At 59.3% G+C, this 17,694-nt stretch carries 8 protein-coding genes; 2 read left to right on the forward strand and 6 right to left on the reverse strand.

What is annotated here, in order from left to right; genetic code table 11:
- Nucleotides 1–72: 72 nt before the first annotated feature.
- Nucleotides 73–1,509 carry a catalase KatA gene (gene katA, locus ACSOSI_RS17585; RefSeq protein ID WP_261137172.1) on the forward strand — a complete coding sequence of 479 codons (1,437 nt, stop codon included), beginning with the start codon at nucleotides 73–75 and terminating at the stop codon, nucleotides 1,507–1,509.
- Between the two features lie 38 nt (nucleotides 1,510–1,547).
- Here the strand turns inward: katA and menE are convergent, their stop codons facing one another.
- The 6 genes from menE to menF form a co-directional block, all read right to left on the reverse strand.
- Complete coding sequence (gene menE / locus ACSOSI_RS17590) at nucleotides 1,548–2,933, reverse strand: o-succinylbenzoate--CoA ligase (protein WP_476705876.1); 1,386 nt, start codon at nucleotides 2,931–2,933, stop codon at nucleotides 1,548–1,550.
- Complete coding sequence (gene menC, locus ACSOSI_RS17595; RefSeq protein ID WP_476705877.1) at nucleotides 2,921–3,904, reverse strand: o-succinylbenzoate synthase; 984 nt, start codon at nucleotides 3,902–3,904, stop codon at nucleotides 2,921–2,923. Before menC ends, menE begins: the two co-directional genes overlap by 13 nt.
- A complete protein-coding gene (gene menB, locus ACSOSI_RS17600) occupies nucleotides 3,904–4,761 on the reverse strand; it encodes a 1,4-dihydroxy-2-naphthoyl-CoA synthase (protein ID WP_476705878.1) in 858 nt (285 codons plus the stop codon). The genes menC and menB overlap by 1 nt, the downstream gene beginning before the upstream one ends.
- Before the next feature lie 11 nt (nucleotides 4,762–4,772).
- Complete coding sequence (gene menH / locus ACSOSI_RS17605; RefSeq protein WP_476705879.1) at nucleotides 4,773–5,543, reverse strand: 2-succinyl-6-hydroxy-2,4-cyclohexadiene-1-carboxylate synthase; 771 nt, start codon at nucleotides 5,541–5,543, stop codon at nucleotides 4,773–4,775.
- Nucleotides 5,540–7,213, reverse strand: coding sequence for a 2-succinyl-5-enolpyruvyl-6-hydroxy-3-cyclohexene-1-carboxylic-acid synthase (gene menD / locus ACSOSI_RS17610; RefSeq protein WP_476705880.1), 1,674 nt, complete (start codon nucleotides 7,211–7,213; stop codon nucleotides 5,540–5,542). The genes menH and menD overlap by 4 nt, the downstream gene beginning before the upstream one ends.
- Nucleotides 7,214–7,465: 252 nt before the next feature.
- Entirely contained in the window at nucleotides 7,466–8,758 is a 1,293-nt protein-coding gene (menF, locus tag ACSOSI_RS17615; protein ID WP_476705881.1) for an isochorismate synthase MenF, read from the reverse strand.
- 287 nt (nucleotides 8,759–9,045) lie between these two features.
- Between menF and ACSOSI_RS17620 the strand changes: the two genes are divergently transcribed.
- The gene (locus tag ACSOSI_RS17620) at nucleotides 9,046–17,688 is read left to right on the forward strand and encodes a glycoside hydrolase family 94 protein (protein WP_476705882.1); all 8,643 of its coding nucleotides are present in this window, start codon (nucleotides 9,046–9,048) and stop codon (nucleotides 17,686–17,688) included.
- The last annotated feature ends 6 nt before the right edge of the window (nucleotides 17,689–17,694 follow it).

A 17,694-nucleotide genomic window follows, 5' to 3' on the forward strand; every position in this document is an offset into this window, starting at 1 on the left:
TGCTGGATTATGATGATGAACGCTTAAGCCGCCAGAATCTTAACTCGATTGCAATACAATAAGGAGCAAGTGATGAGCAAGAAAGGACTGACCACCGCAGCCGGCGCCCCGGTTGTCGATAATAATAACGTGATCACCGCAGGCAAACGTGGCCCGATGTTGTTACAGGACGTCTGGTTTCTGGAAAAAATGGCCCATTTCGACCGTGAAGTGATCCCCGAGCGTCGCATGCACGCCAAGGGATCCGGCGCCTACGGCACTTTCACTGTTACCCACGATATTACCCAGTACACCCGCGCAAAAATCTTTTCTGAAATCGGCAAGCAAACTGACATGTTCATCCGCTTCTCCACCGTAGCCGGTGAGCGCGGGGCCGCCGACGCCGAACGCGACATTCGTGGTTTCGCCATGAAGTTTTATACCGAGGAAGGCAACTGGGATTTGGTGGGTAACGATACGCCAATCTTCTATTTGCGCGATCCGCTGAAATTCCCCGATCTAAACCACGTGGTCAAACGCGATCCGCGCACCAATCTGCGTAACCCAACTTACAAGTGGGATTTCTTCTCGCTGTCACCGGAAACTCTGCATCAGCTGACCATAGACTTCAGTGACCGCGGCATTCCGAAATCCTATCGCCATATGCATGGCTTCGGCAGCCACACCTTCAGCTTTATCAATGCCAACAACGAGCGCTTCTGGGTGAAGTTCCACTTCCGCTGCGAGCAAGGCATTGAAAACCTGATGGATGATGAAGCAGAAGCGATTATCGCCAAAGACCGTGAAAGCTCACAACGCGATCTGTATGAGGCCATCGAACGGGGTGATTTCCCGCGCTGGAAGCTGCAAATCCAGATCATGCCGGAACACGAAGCCTCTCAGACGCCATACAACCCGTTCGATCTTACCAAGGTATGGCCACACGGCGACTATCCGCTGATCGACGTGGGTTTCTTCGAACTGCACCGCAACCCGGAAAACTACTTCTCAGAAGTGGAACAGGTGGCGATGAACCCGGCCAACGTGGTACCTGGCGTCAGTTTCTCGCCGGACAAGATGCTGCAGGGGCGTCTGTTCTCCTACGGGGATACGCACCGTTATCGTCTGGGCGTAAATCACCATCAAATCCCGGTGAACAGCCCAAAATGCCCGTTCCACAACTATCATCGTGACGGTGCGATGCGCGTGGACGGTAACAGCGGCAACGGAGCCACCTACGAGCCAAACAGTTTCGGCCTGTTCCAGGAACAACCGGACTTCAGCGAACCGCCGCTGAGCATTGAAGGTGCCGCTGACCACTGGAATCACCGTGAAGACGATGATTACTACAGCCAGCCGCGCGCGCTGTTCAACCTGCTGAGTGCCGAAGAACACCAACGCATGTTCACCCGCATCGCAGGTGAGCTGTCGCAGGTGCCGGAACAGATCCAGCGTCGTCAGGTTGAATTGTTTACCAAAGTGCACCCGAATTACGGTGCCGGCGTAGCCAAGGCATTAGGTCTGAAATAACCCGCGTTACCCTCAAGGCCGCCTTCAAGCGGCCTTTTTTATTGAGCCGAGATCTGCTCCGCCGCCCATTGCTGCAACTGACGGCGCGAAATCTTGATGCCCCCGGCTTTCAACTCATTCGGCATCACCAACAGCGCCATTGGCCGCTGGAAGTTCACCAGCCGGTCTTGCGACCAGGCCAGCAGCTCGTCCAGCGACAGAGGCTCCTCACTGTCGATCACCGCCACCGGCCGTTGGCCAAACTCGGCGTCATCCACCGGCACCACCACTACTTGTGAAATCTGCGGATGGGCCGCTAATACGCGCTCAATATCTTCTGGCTGAACACCTTCTCCGCCGCTGAAAAACAGGTTGTCCAAACGGCCGATAATTCGCAGCTCACCCAGCTCCATGACGCCACGATCGCGGGTATGGAACCAGCCCTGATCATCGACAATCGGCAGCAAGCAACCCTGCAGCCAGTATCCCAGCGCCAGACTCCGCCCGCGGATCCACACTTCTTCATTCACCAGTTTAATTTCCCGACCGGCCAGCGGCAGCCCAACGCCCGGCCGTGCATCGGCACGCTTGGCACACACCGTGGAAGCCAGTTCGGTCAGGCCATAGCCACACCAGCAGCGGATACCCGCAGCCTCTGCCTGTTTGGTCAGTTCTACCGGGATCATCGCGCCCCCCAGCAGCACTTTTTTCAACGTCAGGGCTGCCAGCGGCTGTGCCAGCAGGCGCCAGAGTTGCGTAGGCACCAGGGATGCATGAGTACAGCCCGCCAGAGCATCGGCCAACGGATGCATATCACGGACCACCAGCGTGGCCCCTGCCAGCAACCAGCGCCAGACAATGCCCTGTCCGGAAACGTGAAATAAGGGTAATGACAGCAACCAGCGATCCTGCGCCTGGAAATCCATCAACTGCAGTACGCCTTCGGCACTGGCCAAATGGCCGGCGTAACTGTGTGCGGCCGCTTTCGGTCTGCCGCTGGAACCGGAAGTCAGGGTCAGGGTCGCCAACCGCTGAGGATCCCAGCGCGGCGGATTCAGCCAGCGGGATTCGGTAGACGGGGGATTTAAACGGATGATCCTGGTCGGCAAGGCTGGCAGTTGATCCGGGCTGAAGGCAAAATCGATATCCAGCTCGGGCAACAGCGTCGCCAACAGAGAAACGGGTAACGTCGGATTCAGCGGCAGCAGCCGCGCACCACACTGCAACAGCGCCAGATAGGCCAGCAACAAGGGATAACTGTTCTTGCCGAACAACGCCACGCCACAGCCTGGCTCCACCCCCTGGTGCTGAAAATCCGCCGCCAGCTTATCCACCTGACGGCGTAACACCAGCCAACTCACCGGCTGATGGCCGACAACCAGCGCCGCCGCCTGCGGACGCCGCTGCGCCCAATGTCGCCACGGCCAGTCATTCAACTGCGCCATAAACACTCCAACTCTTGCGTCTCCAATAACGGCAGCCGGCTATCCGGCCAGCGTCGCAGTAATTGCGCCTGCATCAAATCCAGCGTGTCTAGCCCAGGAACGGTCGTCGGCGTCAGCCAGTGCGCGATGCGCGCCAACTGCGTCAATCCCAGGCTGGACTCAATGCTGGAACTGATCACTGCCGTTAATCCCACCGCATGGGCCTGCTCCACCAACGAACGGCAACGGACCAGGCTGCCGACCAGCGTCGGCTTAATCACTATCGCTGCCACGCCCGGCTCCGCCTGCACCACAAAATCCGCCTCGCGCACGCTTTCGTCCCAGGCAATGGCAATGCCCGTCGCCTGAGCGAAATCCCGTGATTCATCGCGGGTTTTGCAAGGTTCTTCAAGGAAAGCAATGCGATCGCGCACAGCCGGATTGACGTATTTGGCAAACCCATCCGCTTTGGCGCGTGTCCAACTGCGGTTAGCGTCCAGCCGCAGCCTGAGATCCGGCAGTGCCTCCAGCAGCACGTTGACAACCATGCCGTCACGCACCGCTTCATACAGCCCAACCTTTACCTTGGCGACCTTCTCACCCGGCAAAGCAGTCAATACCTCGAACAGCTCATCAGGGTCGCCGGTGCACAACGGCGCTTTACGATAATTAGCCTGCTGCGGTAGCCGCTGTTCCAGCTCCGCCACCGCGCAACTGGTGCCGAACGCCACCGAGGGTAACGGGCTTTCGGGTGGTAATACCCCACTTTGCCAGCTCTGCAGCCAGTTCAGCGCGGCCTGTTCAGCCTGCGCCAGCGTTTCCTGGCTGAATTCAGGCAACGGCGCAATCTCGCCCCAGCCTTCTTGCTCACCCTGCTGCAGATGGATCAGCAAACCATCGCGGGTTTTTAGCCGCTGATTGCGCAGCACAACGCCCGCGTCCATTGGCAGGCTGTAACGGTAAAGGGCCGCGTTACGGGGGGTTGTGTTCATTACGGGTTACGCTTGAATTTGCTGAAGTCCGGCTGGCGCTTTTCGTTAAACGCGTTGCGCCCTTCCTGGCCTTCGTCAGTCATGTAGAACATCATGGTGGCGTTACCCGCCAGCTCCTGCAGACCGGCCTGACCGTCACAGTCGGCGTTCAGGGCCGCTTTCAGACAGCGCAGCGCCATCGGGCTGTTCTGCAGCATTTCACGGCACCAACGCACGGTTTCTTTCTCCAGATCGGCCAAAGGCACCACGGTATTGACCAGGCCCATGTCCAAAGCCGCAGCGGCGTCATACTGACGACACAGGAACCAGATTTCGCGAGCCTTCTTCTGACCCACGATGCGCGCCATGTAGGAAGCGCCCCAGCCGCCGTCGAAAGAGCCCACTTTCGGGCCAGTCTGGCCGAAAATAGCGTTGTCCGCCGCAATGGTCAGGTCACACATCATGTGCAGTACGTGGCCGCCACCGATTGAATAGCCGGCCACCATCGCCACTATCGGCTTCGGACAGGTACGGATCTGGCGCTGGAAGTCGAGCACGTTCAGGTGATGTACACCGCTGTCATCCTGATAGCCGCCGTAGTCGCCGCGGACTTTCTGATCGCCGCCGGAGCAGAAGGCTTTGTCACCGGCACCGGTGAGGATAATGGTGCCAATGCCGTCGTCGTAACGGGCATTGGACAGCGCTTCAATCATCTCCTTTACCGTATGCGGGCGGAAGGCATTACGTACCTGTGGACGGTTGATAGTGATTTTAGCGATGCCGTCGCTGGACTTGTGATACAGAATATCTTCGAAATCACCGGAGCAATCCTGCCATTCGATAGCGGCATACAGCTGTTCTTCATTTGGATAGAGCATGTTCGGTTCCTTTAACCAGGGTTAACGAGAAAATTGCGCAGCTCGGCGGCGAACGCCTGCGGATTGGCCAGGTGCGAGTTATGCCCGGCCTGCGGCACGATGCGCAACGGCAACCCGGCGTCGCGCGTCAGCTGCTGAAATTTGTGATCGTCGGCGCCGCATAACACCACCAGCGGCACAGCCAGTTGTTGCAGCTGCGGCACCAGACAGGGCTGCGTGCCCAGCGAAGTGGCTTCGAGCATGTCCGCCACGGCCGCGCCAGCGTTGTCAGAGCGGGCATCGATCAGCGCATCACGGTGCACCGCACTGAGATTGGCGAACACCGGCTGTTGATACCAGTCCGCCAGCACCTGAGCGAGGGGTTCTCGGCGGAAACGTTCAGCCCAGGCCGTATCATGCGCCAAGCGCTGTTCGCGCTGTGCGGCATCGGCCAGTCCTGGATTGCCACCTTCGATAATCACGCCCTGCAGGCCCCGGGGTTCACCGTGACAGGCGTGATACATGGCAATACGTCCGCCCAGCGAATACCCCACCAGCCAATAGCGTTCGATGCCATGCATCTGCAAAGTGGCGCTGATCTGCGCGCTGATATCGTCAAAACTCGTGCAGACGACCGCAACGGAATCGCCGTGGCCGGGCAGATCTATGGCCAACGACGGCCATTCAGGACAACGCGAAGCGATCACTCGCCATTCATTATTATTGCCCAACAGGCCGTGTAACCAGATTAGCCATGGGCGATCGGCTTCGCCCTGTTGCAATACTTTTGTCGCCAGCATCATTGCTCCGTCATCTGTTGCACCAGATGCTGCAGCGTCTGCGCACCATCGCTCGGCGGCACCTGCAGCTCAATCAGCGTAGCGCCACCGTGACGCCAGCCCTGTTCCACCGCCTGCAGCAATTGCCCCCAGTTTTCCGGGCGGGCATAAGCCAGCTGGAACATCGCCGCCGCATGGCTGAACTCTACGTTCTGCGGCATGCAGTAGAACCGCTGCCGATCTTCTTCCGGCGTCGGCAACAGTGAAAAAATCTGGCCGCCATTGTTATTGACCACAATCAGCACCGTCGGCGCAGAACATTGGCGCAGCAGCGCCAGCGCGTTCAGGTCATACAGTGCCGATAAATCTCCCACCACCGCCAGCGTCGGTTTGGCGGTAGCCCGCTGTACGCCTGCGGCAGTGGAGATCAGACCGTCGATACCGCTGGCCCCGCGGTTGCTGAATACCGGGTAACCGGCCGGCAAGCGGGTCAGCGCATCAATCAGACGAACGATCAGGCTGTTGCCGAGGAACAGTTGGCCATTTTCCGGCAGCAGTTCCGGCAGGCGATGCGCCAACTGCGCCTCGCCAAAGCGGTTAACCAAATGGCCGGAAACCGCATCCAGCGCGTTGTCCGCCAACATCGTCAGCTCATCCGCCCACGGGGTTCGCGGCTGAGCCGGATGCAGTTCGAGCCACTGCGCCACGCTGGAACGGATCCGCCGCCCGCGATGGTGCGCCGGATCGAGACGCCCCGGTAAATCGTCGATCAGCCAATACTCTTGCGGCTGGCACTGTTCCTGCCACTGCAGCAGGCGTTTGCCGGTCAGGCTGCTGCCAAACTGCACCACCAATTGTGCCTCGGCCAGCCGTTTTTGCGCCTGCGGCTGGGCCAGCCATAAATCGGCACAAGGCAGAGGCTGCCCGGTCTGGGACAGCACATCACCAATCAGCGGCCAGCCAAGCATCTCGGCCCACTGCGCCAGATGTTCGCCCTCTTCCGCGCTCATCCGCCCCGCCACTATCACGCCGCGCTTTTGCCGCCAGAAGAACCAGTCCGGTTGCTTGAGCACCTGGTGCGGATCCATTTCACGCAGCCAGGGGTGGCTGCCTTGCCACCAGTCGCCGAGCGTCGCCGACCAGTCGGCATACTGTTGCTCATCACCGCCGTACAAGGGTTCGGCAAACGGGCAATTAATGTGTAAAGCGCCGTGCTGCAGGCGTGCCATCGCGCTGTCGACGGTGGACACCAACCAGCGAGCGGGGATGTCCGTCGTCGGCCGCGGCAGATCAATACTCAGCGCCGGATGGCTGGCATACAGGCCGTTTTGGCGGATCGCCTGATTGGCACCGCAGTTGATCAGTTCAGGCGGCCGGTCGGCGGTGAGAAACACCAGCCGTTCACCGGTCAGCCCGGCTTCGATCAAAGAGGGATAAAGGTTAGCGGCGGCGGTGCCGGAAGTGACGATCACCGCCACAGGTTCGCGCGACGCCTTCGCCAGGCCAAGCGCCAAATGGCCCAGCCCGCGCTCATCAAAATGGGTATGGCAGATAAAAGACTTGTTGGCCGCCGCGGCCAGCGTCAACGGCGTAGAGCGCGATCCCGGAGCGATACAGACATGTCGCACTCCATGGCGGGCCAGCGCTTCCAACAGCAACGCCGCCCACCGGCGATTAAAAACACTTGTCGACATAATTCGCTCACAAGTCGGTTAACAGAATCGTCCCCTGGCGCCCGCCAATCGACGGCATGCCAAAAATGATGTTCTGCATTATATGAGTAGTTATCTTTACGACTTTTGCGCCAGCGCAAAAACGCCGTATATCCCGGTGACTTTATGGTAGACAATTAATTGATTTAGAACAAAAAATAAACATAAAAATCACAAGCAGTTTACACTCACCGCGCCATTCGCTCAATAAATCCGGAGCATAAGCAGGGAAATTCAACGCAATGGCTCTGGCAGCAGTAAAGTCAGCAGCCCGGCGGCCTTGTTTTCGATTTCCTGCCACTCTGCCTCGGCGTCAGAACCGGCCACAATGCCGGCACCGGCATAGAGTCGTAATTCCTGGTCGTCAATTTGCGCGCAGCGCAGCGCTACGCAAAACTCACTGCGGGAGGAGGAAAGATAGCCGGCAGATCCGGCATACCAACCACGGGGGAAAGGCTCATGTTGCAAAATAAACTCGCGCGCAGCCTGACGCGGCAACCCGGCCACCGCCGCCGTGGGCTGTAACCGCTGCAGGCAATCGGCATCGTCGTTATCGTTGAGCCGGCCTTCAATACGCCGCCGCAAATGCTGCACCTTACGCAAGCGCACCACTTCGGGCGGCAACACATCCACCGCGTCGGCACCGCCTTGCAGACGCTGGCAGATATCATCCACCACCAGCAGATTCTCATGCTGGTTCTTGCCGTCCTGCAGTAACCACTGCGCCAGCGCCTGGGCCTGCGGCCGATCGGGGTGATTGGCGACGGTGCCCGCCAGCGCTTCGGTCAGCAGATGGCGGCCGTTTCGCAGATACAGTCTTTCCGGGCTGGAGCCGAGAAATGCGGAATGTGCATCAAAGCGCAGCATAAAGTGGTAGCATCGGTGGTTCACGCTGCGGCTGGCATCCATCATCGCCGGTGCAGACAGCGGACAATCCAGCGTCAGTAACGTACTGCGCGCCAACACCACCTTCTCCATCTGTTGCCGGCCTATCGCTTTCAGCGCGTCTTGCAGCATGATTTCCCATCCAGCCCGTTCCGGTCGATGCTGCACCTTTGCCACCTGCGCCTTTAATGGCGTGATGGACCTTGCAGCCGATACCTGCTCCAGCCAGCGGCCGGCAAACGCCGCATCTTCACGCAGCGAGCTTTCAGAAAACAGATTCAGCGTTAATTGTGTTTCACCGTCACGGCTCAGAATTTCCAGACGGGGCAAAAATAAATGCGCCACGCCGTCAAAAGCATTCAGTCCCCAGACTCGCGCTCCCTCATGCGTCCTGAGAAACGCCTGTGCCTGTCGTGGCTGGGTAAACTGACGCACAGAGCCGCAGACCGCCGCTTCCTCATGCCCGTCGCGATGACGCCAGTAAAACTGCGGGAATGCCGGTTGCACCGCCAGCCATTCCAGCAACCGGGTGGCCAACGGCGCCGGTACGGGCAGTGCAAGCTGCAGGAAACCGCCATCAGAAGGCAAATGTTGCTCAAGCTGCTGGCGTAACCGCCTCAGCAATCCCGAAAGTTGTTCCACGACCACCTCAATAACCAAGCTTAATGTAGGGAATTATACGGCAAATCAAGCCAGAACGGCGGAAAAATAGCGTTGGGAGTCAACGTCAGTAGCGGCCAATTGTTTATTAAAATTAAACAATTAGTTCAAAAAACGGCCAGCATGGGATTATGCAGCTATACTGAGAAAGCATGTTCCTGCCTGCTGTGAACCCAAGCCAGATCTACCCGGCGCAAAAAAACAGGATATTCACGATCTCCCAGCGGTTTCACCGGCTGTCCTTTGGGTCAGATGTAAGGAGCTTTTGTGTGAAAGAAATACTAATCAATTGGTTAAAAAAGAAACGCAAAACAACCAAAGTAAATTCGTTGCCTGTCCGGCGTGCCAAAGGTGAGCCGGAACCGACAGGTGGCACTATCAAGGCCGAGCTGTTTTCTGTCGACCAAATGGAGCGTTATGGCCAGCGTCTGGCGCGCTCCCACAAGCTGGCGACACGCAAAACTCCCTACTATTTGCTGAAGCGGCTGGACGATAACGAACGCGTTCTGGCTGAAAGCTGTCACCAACTCAGCAACGGCAAGAAAGCCAGCATGACCCCGGCCGGCGAATGGCTGCTGGACAACTACTATCTGATCGAAGAACAAATCCGCGTTGTACGCCACCATCTGCCGAAAACCTTCGGCCGTGGCCTGCCCCAACTGGGCGCGCCGCATAACTGCCCGCGCATCTATGACATTGCTGCCGAAGCCATTGCACACGGAGATGGCCGCTGGGACGCCGAAAGCCTTACGCGCTATATCGCCGCCTATCAAAAAGAAGTCAATTTGACGCTGGGCGAGCTTTGGGCGCTGCCCGGCATGCTACGCCTGGCGTTGATCGAAAACCTGCGGCGCGTCAGCATTGAGGTGGCCCAGGCCCAGCAAGAACGTAACCTGGCCGACAGCTGGGTGACAAAAATGCTGGAGTCAGCGGAAAACGATCCGGCCAACCTGATCGTGGTGATTGCCGATATGGCGCGCTCCAATCCCCCACGCACCAGCGCCTTTGTCGCCGAGCTGGTTCGTCGCCTGCAAGGGCACGGCACCATGCTGGCGCTGCCGCTCACCTGGGTCGAGCAACGTCTGGCCGAGGTCAGCCTGACATCGGATGAATTAATCCACCGTTTTAACCAACAGCTCGCCGTCAGCCAACTGTCGGTCAGCAACAGCATTTCCGGCCTGCGCCAGCTCAGCGAAATGGACTGGGCCGAATTTGTCGAAACCATGAGTCAGGTCGAACAAACCCTGCGAGAGGATCCGGCTGGCGTTTACCCTTTGATGCACTTCAACACCCGCGACAATTATCGCCACGTGATTGAGATGCTGGCGCGGCACTGCCCGCACAATGAGGTGCAGGTCGCCCAACAGGTACTGAATATGGCGCGCGTGGCGTCAGAAATTCCGTCCAGCGATCCCCGTTGCAATCACATCGGTTACTACCTGATTGACGATGGTCGCCCAGAGCTGGAGCAGCAGCTTGACGTACGCCTGGGCCGTATTACCCGGCTGCGCCATGCGTTGAATCAGGCACCGTTGCTTTCCTGGCTCGGTAGCCTGAGCCTGATCACCACCGCCTGCTGCGCCGAACTGCTGCGCCACGCTTACAGTACCGGCATCAGTTGGGGGCTGGCGCTGTTGTTTTTCCCGATGGCGATCGTCATCAGTCAATTCGTACTCAACCTGCTCAGCGAGGTCACCACCCGCAGCCGCACGCCGCAGCCGTTGCCCAGACTCGACTTCTCCTGCGGTATTCCCGCCGAATTCCGGACTCTGGTGGCAATACCGACGTTAATCGACAGCAAAAGCGGCATTGATAAGTTGATCAATGCCCTTGAGGTTTGTTACCTGGGCAACGCGATGAAACATCTGCACTTTGCCCTGCTTACCGACTTTATCGATGCGCCCCAGCAGCAGCATGCGGATGATGCCGAACTGCTGGCCTATGCCAGCCGACAGATGGAGGCGCTGAACGGGCGCTATCCCTGCGACGGCCCCAGCCACTTTTTCCTGTTTCATCGCAACCGCGAATGGAACGAAAAACAGGGAGTGTGGATGGGGCTGGAGCGTAAACGCGGCAAACTGAACGCGCTGAACGACTGGCTGCGAAACCGCGGTAACGCTTTCTGTACTCAGATTGGTGACGGGCTGGAGGTGCTGAAAAACGTCAAATACGTCATCACCCTGGACAGCGATACCGTCCTGCCGCGTGAAAGCGCCCACCAGTTAATCGCCGCCATGGCGCATCCGCTCAACCAGCCGCAGTATGACGCCCGTCAGCAGCGGGTCGTGGAAGGTTACGCCATCCTGCAACCGCGCATGGCCGAAGAGATCCCGAGCTATGGGCAAGGCCGCTATGCCGCACTGTGCAGCAGCACGCCGGGCAATGACCCCTATACGCTAATGGCCTCGGATATCTATCAGGATCTGTTTGGCGAAGGCTCGTTTATTGGCAAGGGCATCTACGACGTAGACGTGTTCTCGCACAGCCTGAAGGGAACCTGCCCACCGAATCTGGTACTGAGTCACGATCTGCTCGAAGGCTGTTATGCCCGTTCCGGCCTGTTGAGCGACGTGCTGCTGTACGAGCAGTATCCCAGCAACTATCTGGTGGACGTCGCGCGCCGTACCCGCTGGATCCGTGGAGACTGGCAACTGCTCAACTGGCTGCTGCCACGAGTGAAAACAGAAGGCGGCACCCGCACCGCCAACCCACTGAGCACCCTGTCGCGCTGGAAACTGTTCGATAACCTGCGCCGCAGCCTGACGGCGTCCAGCCTGCTACTGTTGCTGTTTTGCGGTTTCGTCTGGCTGCCGAATACCCGTTATTGGCTGGCAGTGTTCGCCATTATTCTGCTGCTCCCTACCCTGCTGGCGCTGGCTCAGGATATTGTGCATAAACCACCGCGCAGACCTTTCCTGCAGCACCTGCGGCTGGCGCTGAACGGTTCGCTGCACCGCCTGGCACAGGTTGGGCTGCGGTTGGCGACGCTACCGCATGAAACGCTGTACAGCCTGAAAGCGATTATTGTCACCCTATGGCGGCTACTGGTCACTAAACGCAATCTGCAAGAGTGGACCAGCTACGATCAATCCAAAAACCGCCAACAGGTCACGCTGGAAAACTTCTATCGCGCCATGTGGATCAACCCGGTGGCCGGGCTGGCACTGCTGTTTTTCACCGTACTGCATAACCCGATGGCGCTGCTTATCACACTGCCCTTCGCCGCCCTGTGGATCCTGGCCCCCTGGCTGCTGTGCTATCTCAGCCACGAACCGCAGCGCAGCAAGACTGCCATTAACGAAGAGCAGCGGCGCTTCCTGCGCCATACCAGCCGCCAGACCTGGGATTTCTTCAATACCTTCGTCAACCAGCAGGAAAACTGGCTGCCGCCGGATAACTACCAGGAAATACCGGAGCCGGTCGTCGCGCACCGCACGTCACCGACCAATATCGGACTGTCGCTGCTGGCGAATCTCACTGCCTATGACTTCGGCTATCTGACGCTCAGTGAAGCACTACGGCGTATCGAGTTGACGCTCAATACTCTGGACCGCATGGAACACTACCGCGGCCACCTGTACAACTGGTACAACACTCGCACGCTGGAGCCGCTGAACCCGCGTTATATCTCCAGCGTCGACAGCGGCAACCTGGCCGGTCATCTGCTGACGCTCAGCGCCGGCCTGCCGGCTCTGGCCCACCAGCCGGTCATTGATCCACTGCGGGTGCTGACCGGGCTGGGCGACAGCCTGCAACTGCTGGAGCAACACTGGGGTGATGCCGCACCGAAGAACCTGCCAAAACTGCGCAACCATTTTGAGCAGGCGCACCACTGCCATCCCGCCGCCCTGCTGGCGGAGCTGAATGCCATGCGAAATTACAGCAATGGGCTGCAGGAACCGGCGCTGAATCACGATGAAGAAACCAAGCGCTGGGCCGGTGCACTGCATCAACAGCTCAACGAGCTTTGTGCCGAATGGGCGCTGTGGTTCGGTTGGCTGAGCGACGGCCTGTCCGAACTGGAACAGGTGCCCAGCCTGCACTGGCTGGCAAACCCACCGGAAACATTGAAGCTGTCGCCAGAGCAACAAAGCCCGTTCGACGAGGCCTGCGCCCTGGCACAGGAGCGACTGACTCAGTTGTACAGCCTGCAGCAGCGGCTGGAAAAAATGGCGCAGATGGACTTCAACTTCCTGTATGACGAATCGACCCATTTACTGACCGTCGGCTTTAACTGCGATCAAAACCGGATGGACAGCAGTAAGTACGATTTGCTGGCGTCGGAAATCCGTCTGACCAACTATGTCGCCATCGCCACTAACCAGGTACCCCAACGCAGTTGGTTTGCGCTTGGCCGCCTGTTCACCCTGATCGACCATAAAGCGGCATTGATGTCGTGGAGTGGGTCGATGTTTGAATACCTGATGCCCCAGTTGGTGATGCCCGCCTATCCTGACTCGCTGCTGGTGCAAATGTGCCGGGCGGCGGTGGAGCGACAGATTGCCTGGGGCAAGGAGCGCGGCGTGCCCTGGGGCATTTCCGAATCCGGCTATTTTGGCTTCGATGCCGATCAAAACTATCAATACCACGCCTTTGGCGTGCCAGGGCTGGGCCTGAGGCGCGGGCTGGGTGACGATATGGTCGTCGCCCCTTACGCTACGGTGATGGCGCTGATTGTTGACCCGGACGCCGCCTGCAATAACCTGGTCACGCTGGAACAAAATGGCGCCAAAGGCCGTTACGGTTTCTACGAAGCGCTGGATTACACCACCGCTCGCCTCAGCCGTGGCCAACTGTACGTGATTATCCGTTCTTATATGGCGCACCATCAGGGCATGAGCTTCCTGGCCCTGTCGCACCTGCTGCTGGATGCGCCGATGGTGGCGCGCTTCGCCAACTATCCGGCATTCCAGTCGACGCGGCTGCTGTTGCAGGAACGGGTGCCGGATGCCGTTGAGCTTTACAGCACCCGCCGCCACTTCGAAACGCACGAAGGCACCATTACCCCGGCCAGCTTCGCCGCACGCGAATTTAACCGGGTGGACACGCCGATCCCGGAAGTGCAGTTGCTGTCCAACGTCAATTATCACCTGATGCTGACCCAGGCAGGCGGCAGCTACAGCCGCTGGCAAAACCTGGCGCTGACCCGCTGGCGCGAAGATGCCACCTGCGATAACTGGGGCGCCTTCTGCTACCTGCGCGATCCGCAAACCGGCGAGGTATGGAGTAATACCTGGCAACCGATCGGCGGGGCTGCCAAGGGCTACAGCGCCGTGTTCAATGATGCCGGTGCCGAGTTCCAGCGCCAGCAGGGGTCGCTGTCGGTCAAAACGCAGATCGTGGTCTCGCCGGAAGACGATATCGAGCTACGCCGTGTGACGCTGGTAAACCGCGGGAAACAGCCGCGCACTATCGAAATCACCAGCTATGCGGAAGTGGTGCTGGCACCGGCCGGTAACGATCTGGCTCACCCGGCCTTCAGCAATCTGTTCGTACAGACCGAACTGCTGCCGGATCAGGAGGCTATTTTGTGCCACCGTCGCCCGCGCGAACCCCAGGAGAAATGCCCGTGGCTACTGCACATGATGACGGTACAGGGCCGCACCAGCCAAACGTCGTTTGAAACCGATCGCGCCAGGTTTATCGGCCGTGGTCGTACCCCGGCCAACCCGCAGGCGCTGTATCAAAATGCGCCGCTGAGCAACAGCGCCGGTCCGGTCATTGACCCGATCATCGCTATTCGCCAGCGCGTGGTATTGGAGCCGAACGTACCGCTGACGCTGGATATTTTCTACGGCGTCTGTGAAGACCGCGTCAGCAGCCTGGCAATGCTGGAGAAATACCGCGACCGTCATCTGGCGGATCGCGTGTTTGAACTGGCCTGGTCGCACAGCCAGGTAGTGCTGCGCCAACTCAACGCCAATGAGGAGGATGCCAACCTGTTCAATCGCCTGGCCAGCGCGGTGGTGTTCCCGGCGCAGGAAATGCGCGCCGCCAGCAACGAAATCATCCAGAACCGACGCGGCCAGTCAGGGCTGTGGGGACATTCGATCTCCGGCGATCTACCTATTGTCCTGCTGACCGTCACCGACGGTGAAAATATCGAACTGGTGCAACAGCTGATCCAGGCGCACAACTACTGGCGTCTGAAAGGCCTGCAGGTGGATCTGGTGATCCTCAACGAAGACGTCGGCGGCTACCGCCAGGAGCTGCAAAATCAGATCATGAGCCTGATCGCCGCCGGTATGGAGTCCACCCAAACCGATAAGCCCGGCGGCATCTTCGTACGCACCAGCGAGCATATGTCACCGGAAGATCACCGGCTACTGCTTAGCGTGGCGCGGATTTATCTCGACGATCGACGCGGTGGCCTGACCGAACAGCTCAACCAGCGCCTGCAACTGCCGCAGGTCCTGCAGCAACCGCTGTCGCCGGTCACCGCCTCGTCGAAACTGGCAACGGTGGATAATCTGCCGCGTAACCTGCATTCACCGCAGTTGCCCGCCATCGACGCACTGCAGTTCTATAACGGACTCGGCGGTTTCTCGGAGGATGGTCGCGAATATGTGATCGCGATGAATGAAAGCAAGATCACCCCGGCGCCCTGGTCAAACGTGATCGCCAACCCAATGTTCGGCTCGGTGATCTCGGAAAGCGGCCAGGCGTACACCTGGTACGAAAACGCCCATGAATACCGCCTGACGCCGTGGGATAACGATCCTGTCTGTGACCGCAGCGGGGAAGCCTTTTATCTGCGTGACGAAGAGAACGGGCATTTCTGGTCACCGACACCGCTGCCTGCCCGCGGCCGCGGCCACTATCTGACCCGCCACGGTTTCGGCTATAGCGTGTTCGATCACCGCGAAAGCGGCATCGACAGCCAGCTCACCGTGCTGGTGGCCAAAGAAGCGCCGGTAAAACTGTTCCTGCTGACGCTGACCAATACCTCCGGGCGTACCCGCAAGCTGTCGGCCACCGGCTACGTGGAATTTATCCTCGGCGATCTGCGGCAAAAATCGGCTATGCACATCGTCACCCAGGAGGCTACGCTCGATAGCGGCTGCGGCATCCTGGCCACCAACCATTACGGCGGCAGTGGTTCGGAACGAACGGCTTTCTTCGGCGTGACCGGTGCGCACTGTTCTGTCAGTGGCGATCGGCGTGAATTCGTTGGCCGCAACGGATCGCTGACCAGCCCGGCTGTGCTGAAGCTGCGGCGGCTGTCCGGCAAGACCGGCGCGGGCATGGATTCTTGCGGTGCGGTCCAGTCGGCCATCAGCCTGATCGACGGCGATCAGCGCAGCTTTGTCTTCGCTCTGGGCCTTGGACAAAACGCCGATGAGGCCCAGGCGCTGTTGCAAAAATACCTGCGGGAAGACAGCCTGCAGGATGAACTGCAGCAGGTCGCGGCACATTGGGACACTATTCTCAACAAGGTGCAAATAACCACGCCACAGCCGGCCGTCAACCTGCTGGCCAACGGCTGGCTGCTGTACCAGACCCTCTCGTGCCGCATTCAGGCACGCAGCGGTTACTATCAATCCGGCGGTGCCTTTGGCTTCCGCGATCAATTGCAGGATACGCTGGCGCTGACCCATGCCGCGCCTGAGCGCCTGCGGGAACAGATCCTGCTGTGCGCCTCACGCCAGTTTGTCGAAGGCGACGTACAGCACTGGTGGCATCCACCGCAGGGCAATGGCGTACGCACGCGCTGTTCGGATGACTATCTGTGGTTGCCGCTGGCGATTTGCCACTACCTGGACGCCACCGACGATCAAGCCATTTTGGAAGAACAAGTGGGCTATCTGGAGGCGCGCAAACTGGCGCCGGGCGAGGAATCCTCTTACGAACAACCGGCGCCTAGTGCGATACAGGAGACGCTGTACCAACATGGCGTGCGGGCGTTGAAACACGGGCTGACCTTTGGTGAGCATGGCCTGCCGCTGATGGGGGCCGGTGACTGGAACGACGGTATGAATATGGTGGGTCTGGAGGGCCGCGGCGAGAGCGTGTGGCTCGGCTTCTTCCTGTTCCATATTTTGCAGCGCTACGGCGCACTGGCGCAGCGTCGTAACGACGCCGAACTGGCCGCGCAGTGCCGTCAACAAGCCGCCACCCTGCGCGATAACCTGCGCGATCACGCCTGGGATGGCGAGTGGTATCGCCGGGGCTATTTTGACAGCGGGGAACCGCTGGGTTCCCATGAATCGACAGAGTGCCGTATCGATGCCATCGCCCAGAGTTGGTCGGTGCTGTCCGGAGCCGGTGATGAGCCACGCAGCCTGCAGGCGATGCAATCGCTGGATAAACATCTGGTCGACGACCAGGCCGGGCTGATCAAACTGCTGACGCCGCCGTTTGACGGCAACGGCCCGAATCCGGGCTATATCCGCGGCTATCTGCCCGGCGTGCGCGAGAACGGCGGCCAGTATACCCACGGCGCGGTATGGGCCGTGATGGCCTTTGCCGAAATGGGCAATATTGAACGCGCCTGGGAGTTGATGGCACTGATCAACCCGATCAACCACAGCCTGGACAGCACCGCAGCCGAACGCTACAAGGTCGAGCCTTACGTGGTTACCGCCGATATTTACGCGGTAGCACCCCATGTTGGCCGAGGCGGCTGGAGTTGGTATACCGGATCCGCCGGCTGGATGTACCGGTTGATCGTCGAGTCACTGCTGGGGCTGAAGCGCCATGGGGATCGGCTGACCGTCAACACCCGTCTGCCGGCGGACTGGCCGCAGGTGACGCTTAACTATCGGGAAGGCGGCAGCGAGTATCAATTGACCGTCCGGCAGGGTCAGGGGGCGGCACAGGTAACTGTCGACGGTGAAATACAGCCGGAGGCGGTAATAACGCTGGTAGACGATGGCAAAACCCATCAGGTAGAGGTGACGCTGGGGCAATAAACATCG

The sequence above is a fragment of the Serratia sp. AR11 genome, from assembly GCF_056376275.1.

What these genes read in the sequence shown, in the direction of transcription:
- katA (WP_261137172.1), top strand. Translation starts at nt 73, where the DNA reads ATGAGCAAGAAAGGACTGACCACCGCAGCCGGCGCCCCGGTTGTCGAT.
- menE (WP_476705876.1), bottom strand. Translation starts at nt 2,933, where the DNA reads ATGGCGCAGTTGAATGACTGGCCGTGGCGACATTGGGCGCAGCGGCGT.
- menC (WP_476705877.1), bottom strand. Translation starts at nt 3,904, where the DNA reads ATGAACACAACCCCCCGTAACGCGGCCCTTTACCGTTACAGCCTGCCA.
- menB (WP_476705878.1), bottom strand. Translation starts at nt 4,761, where the DNA reads ATGCTCTATCCAAATGAAGAACAGCTGTATGCCGCTATCGAATGGCAG.
- menH (WP_476705879.1), bottom strand. Translation starts at nt 5,543, where the DNA reads ATGATGCTGGCGACAAAAGTATTGCAACAGGGCGAAGCCGATCGCCCA.
- menD (WP_476705880.1), bottom strand. Translation starts at nt 7,213, where the DNA reads ATGTCGACAAGTGTTTTTAATCGCCGGTGGGCGGCGTTGCTGTTGGAA.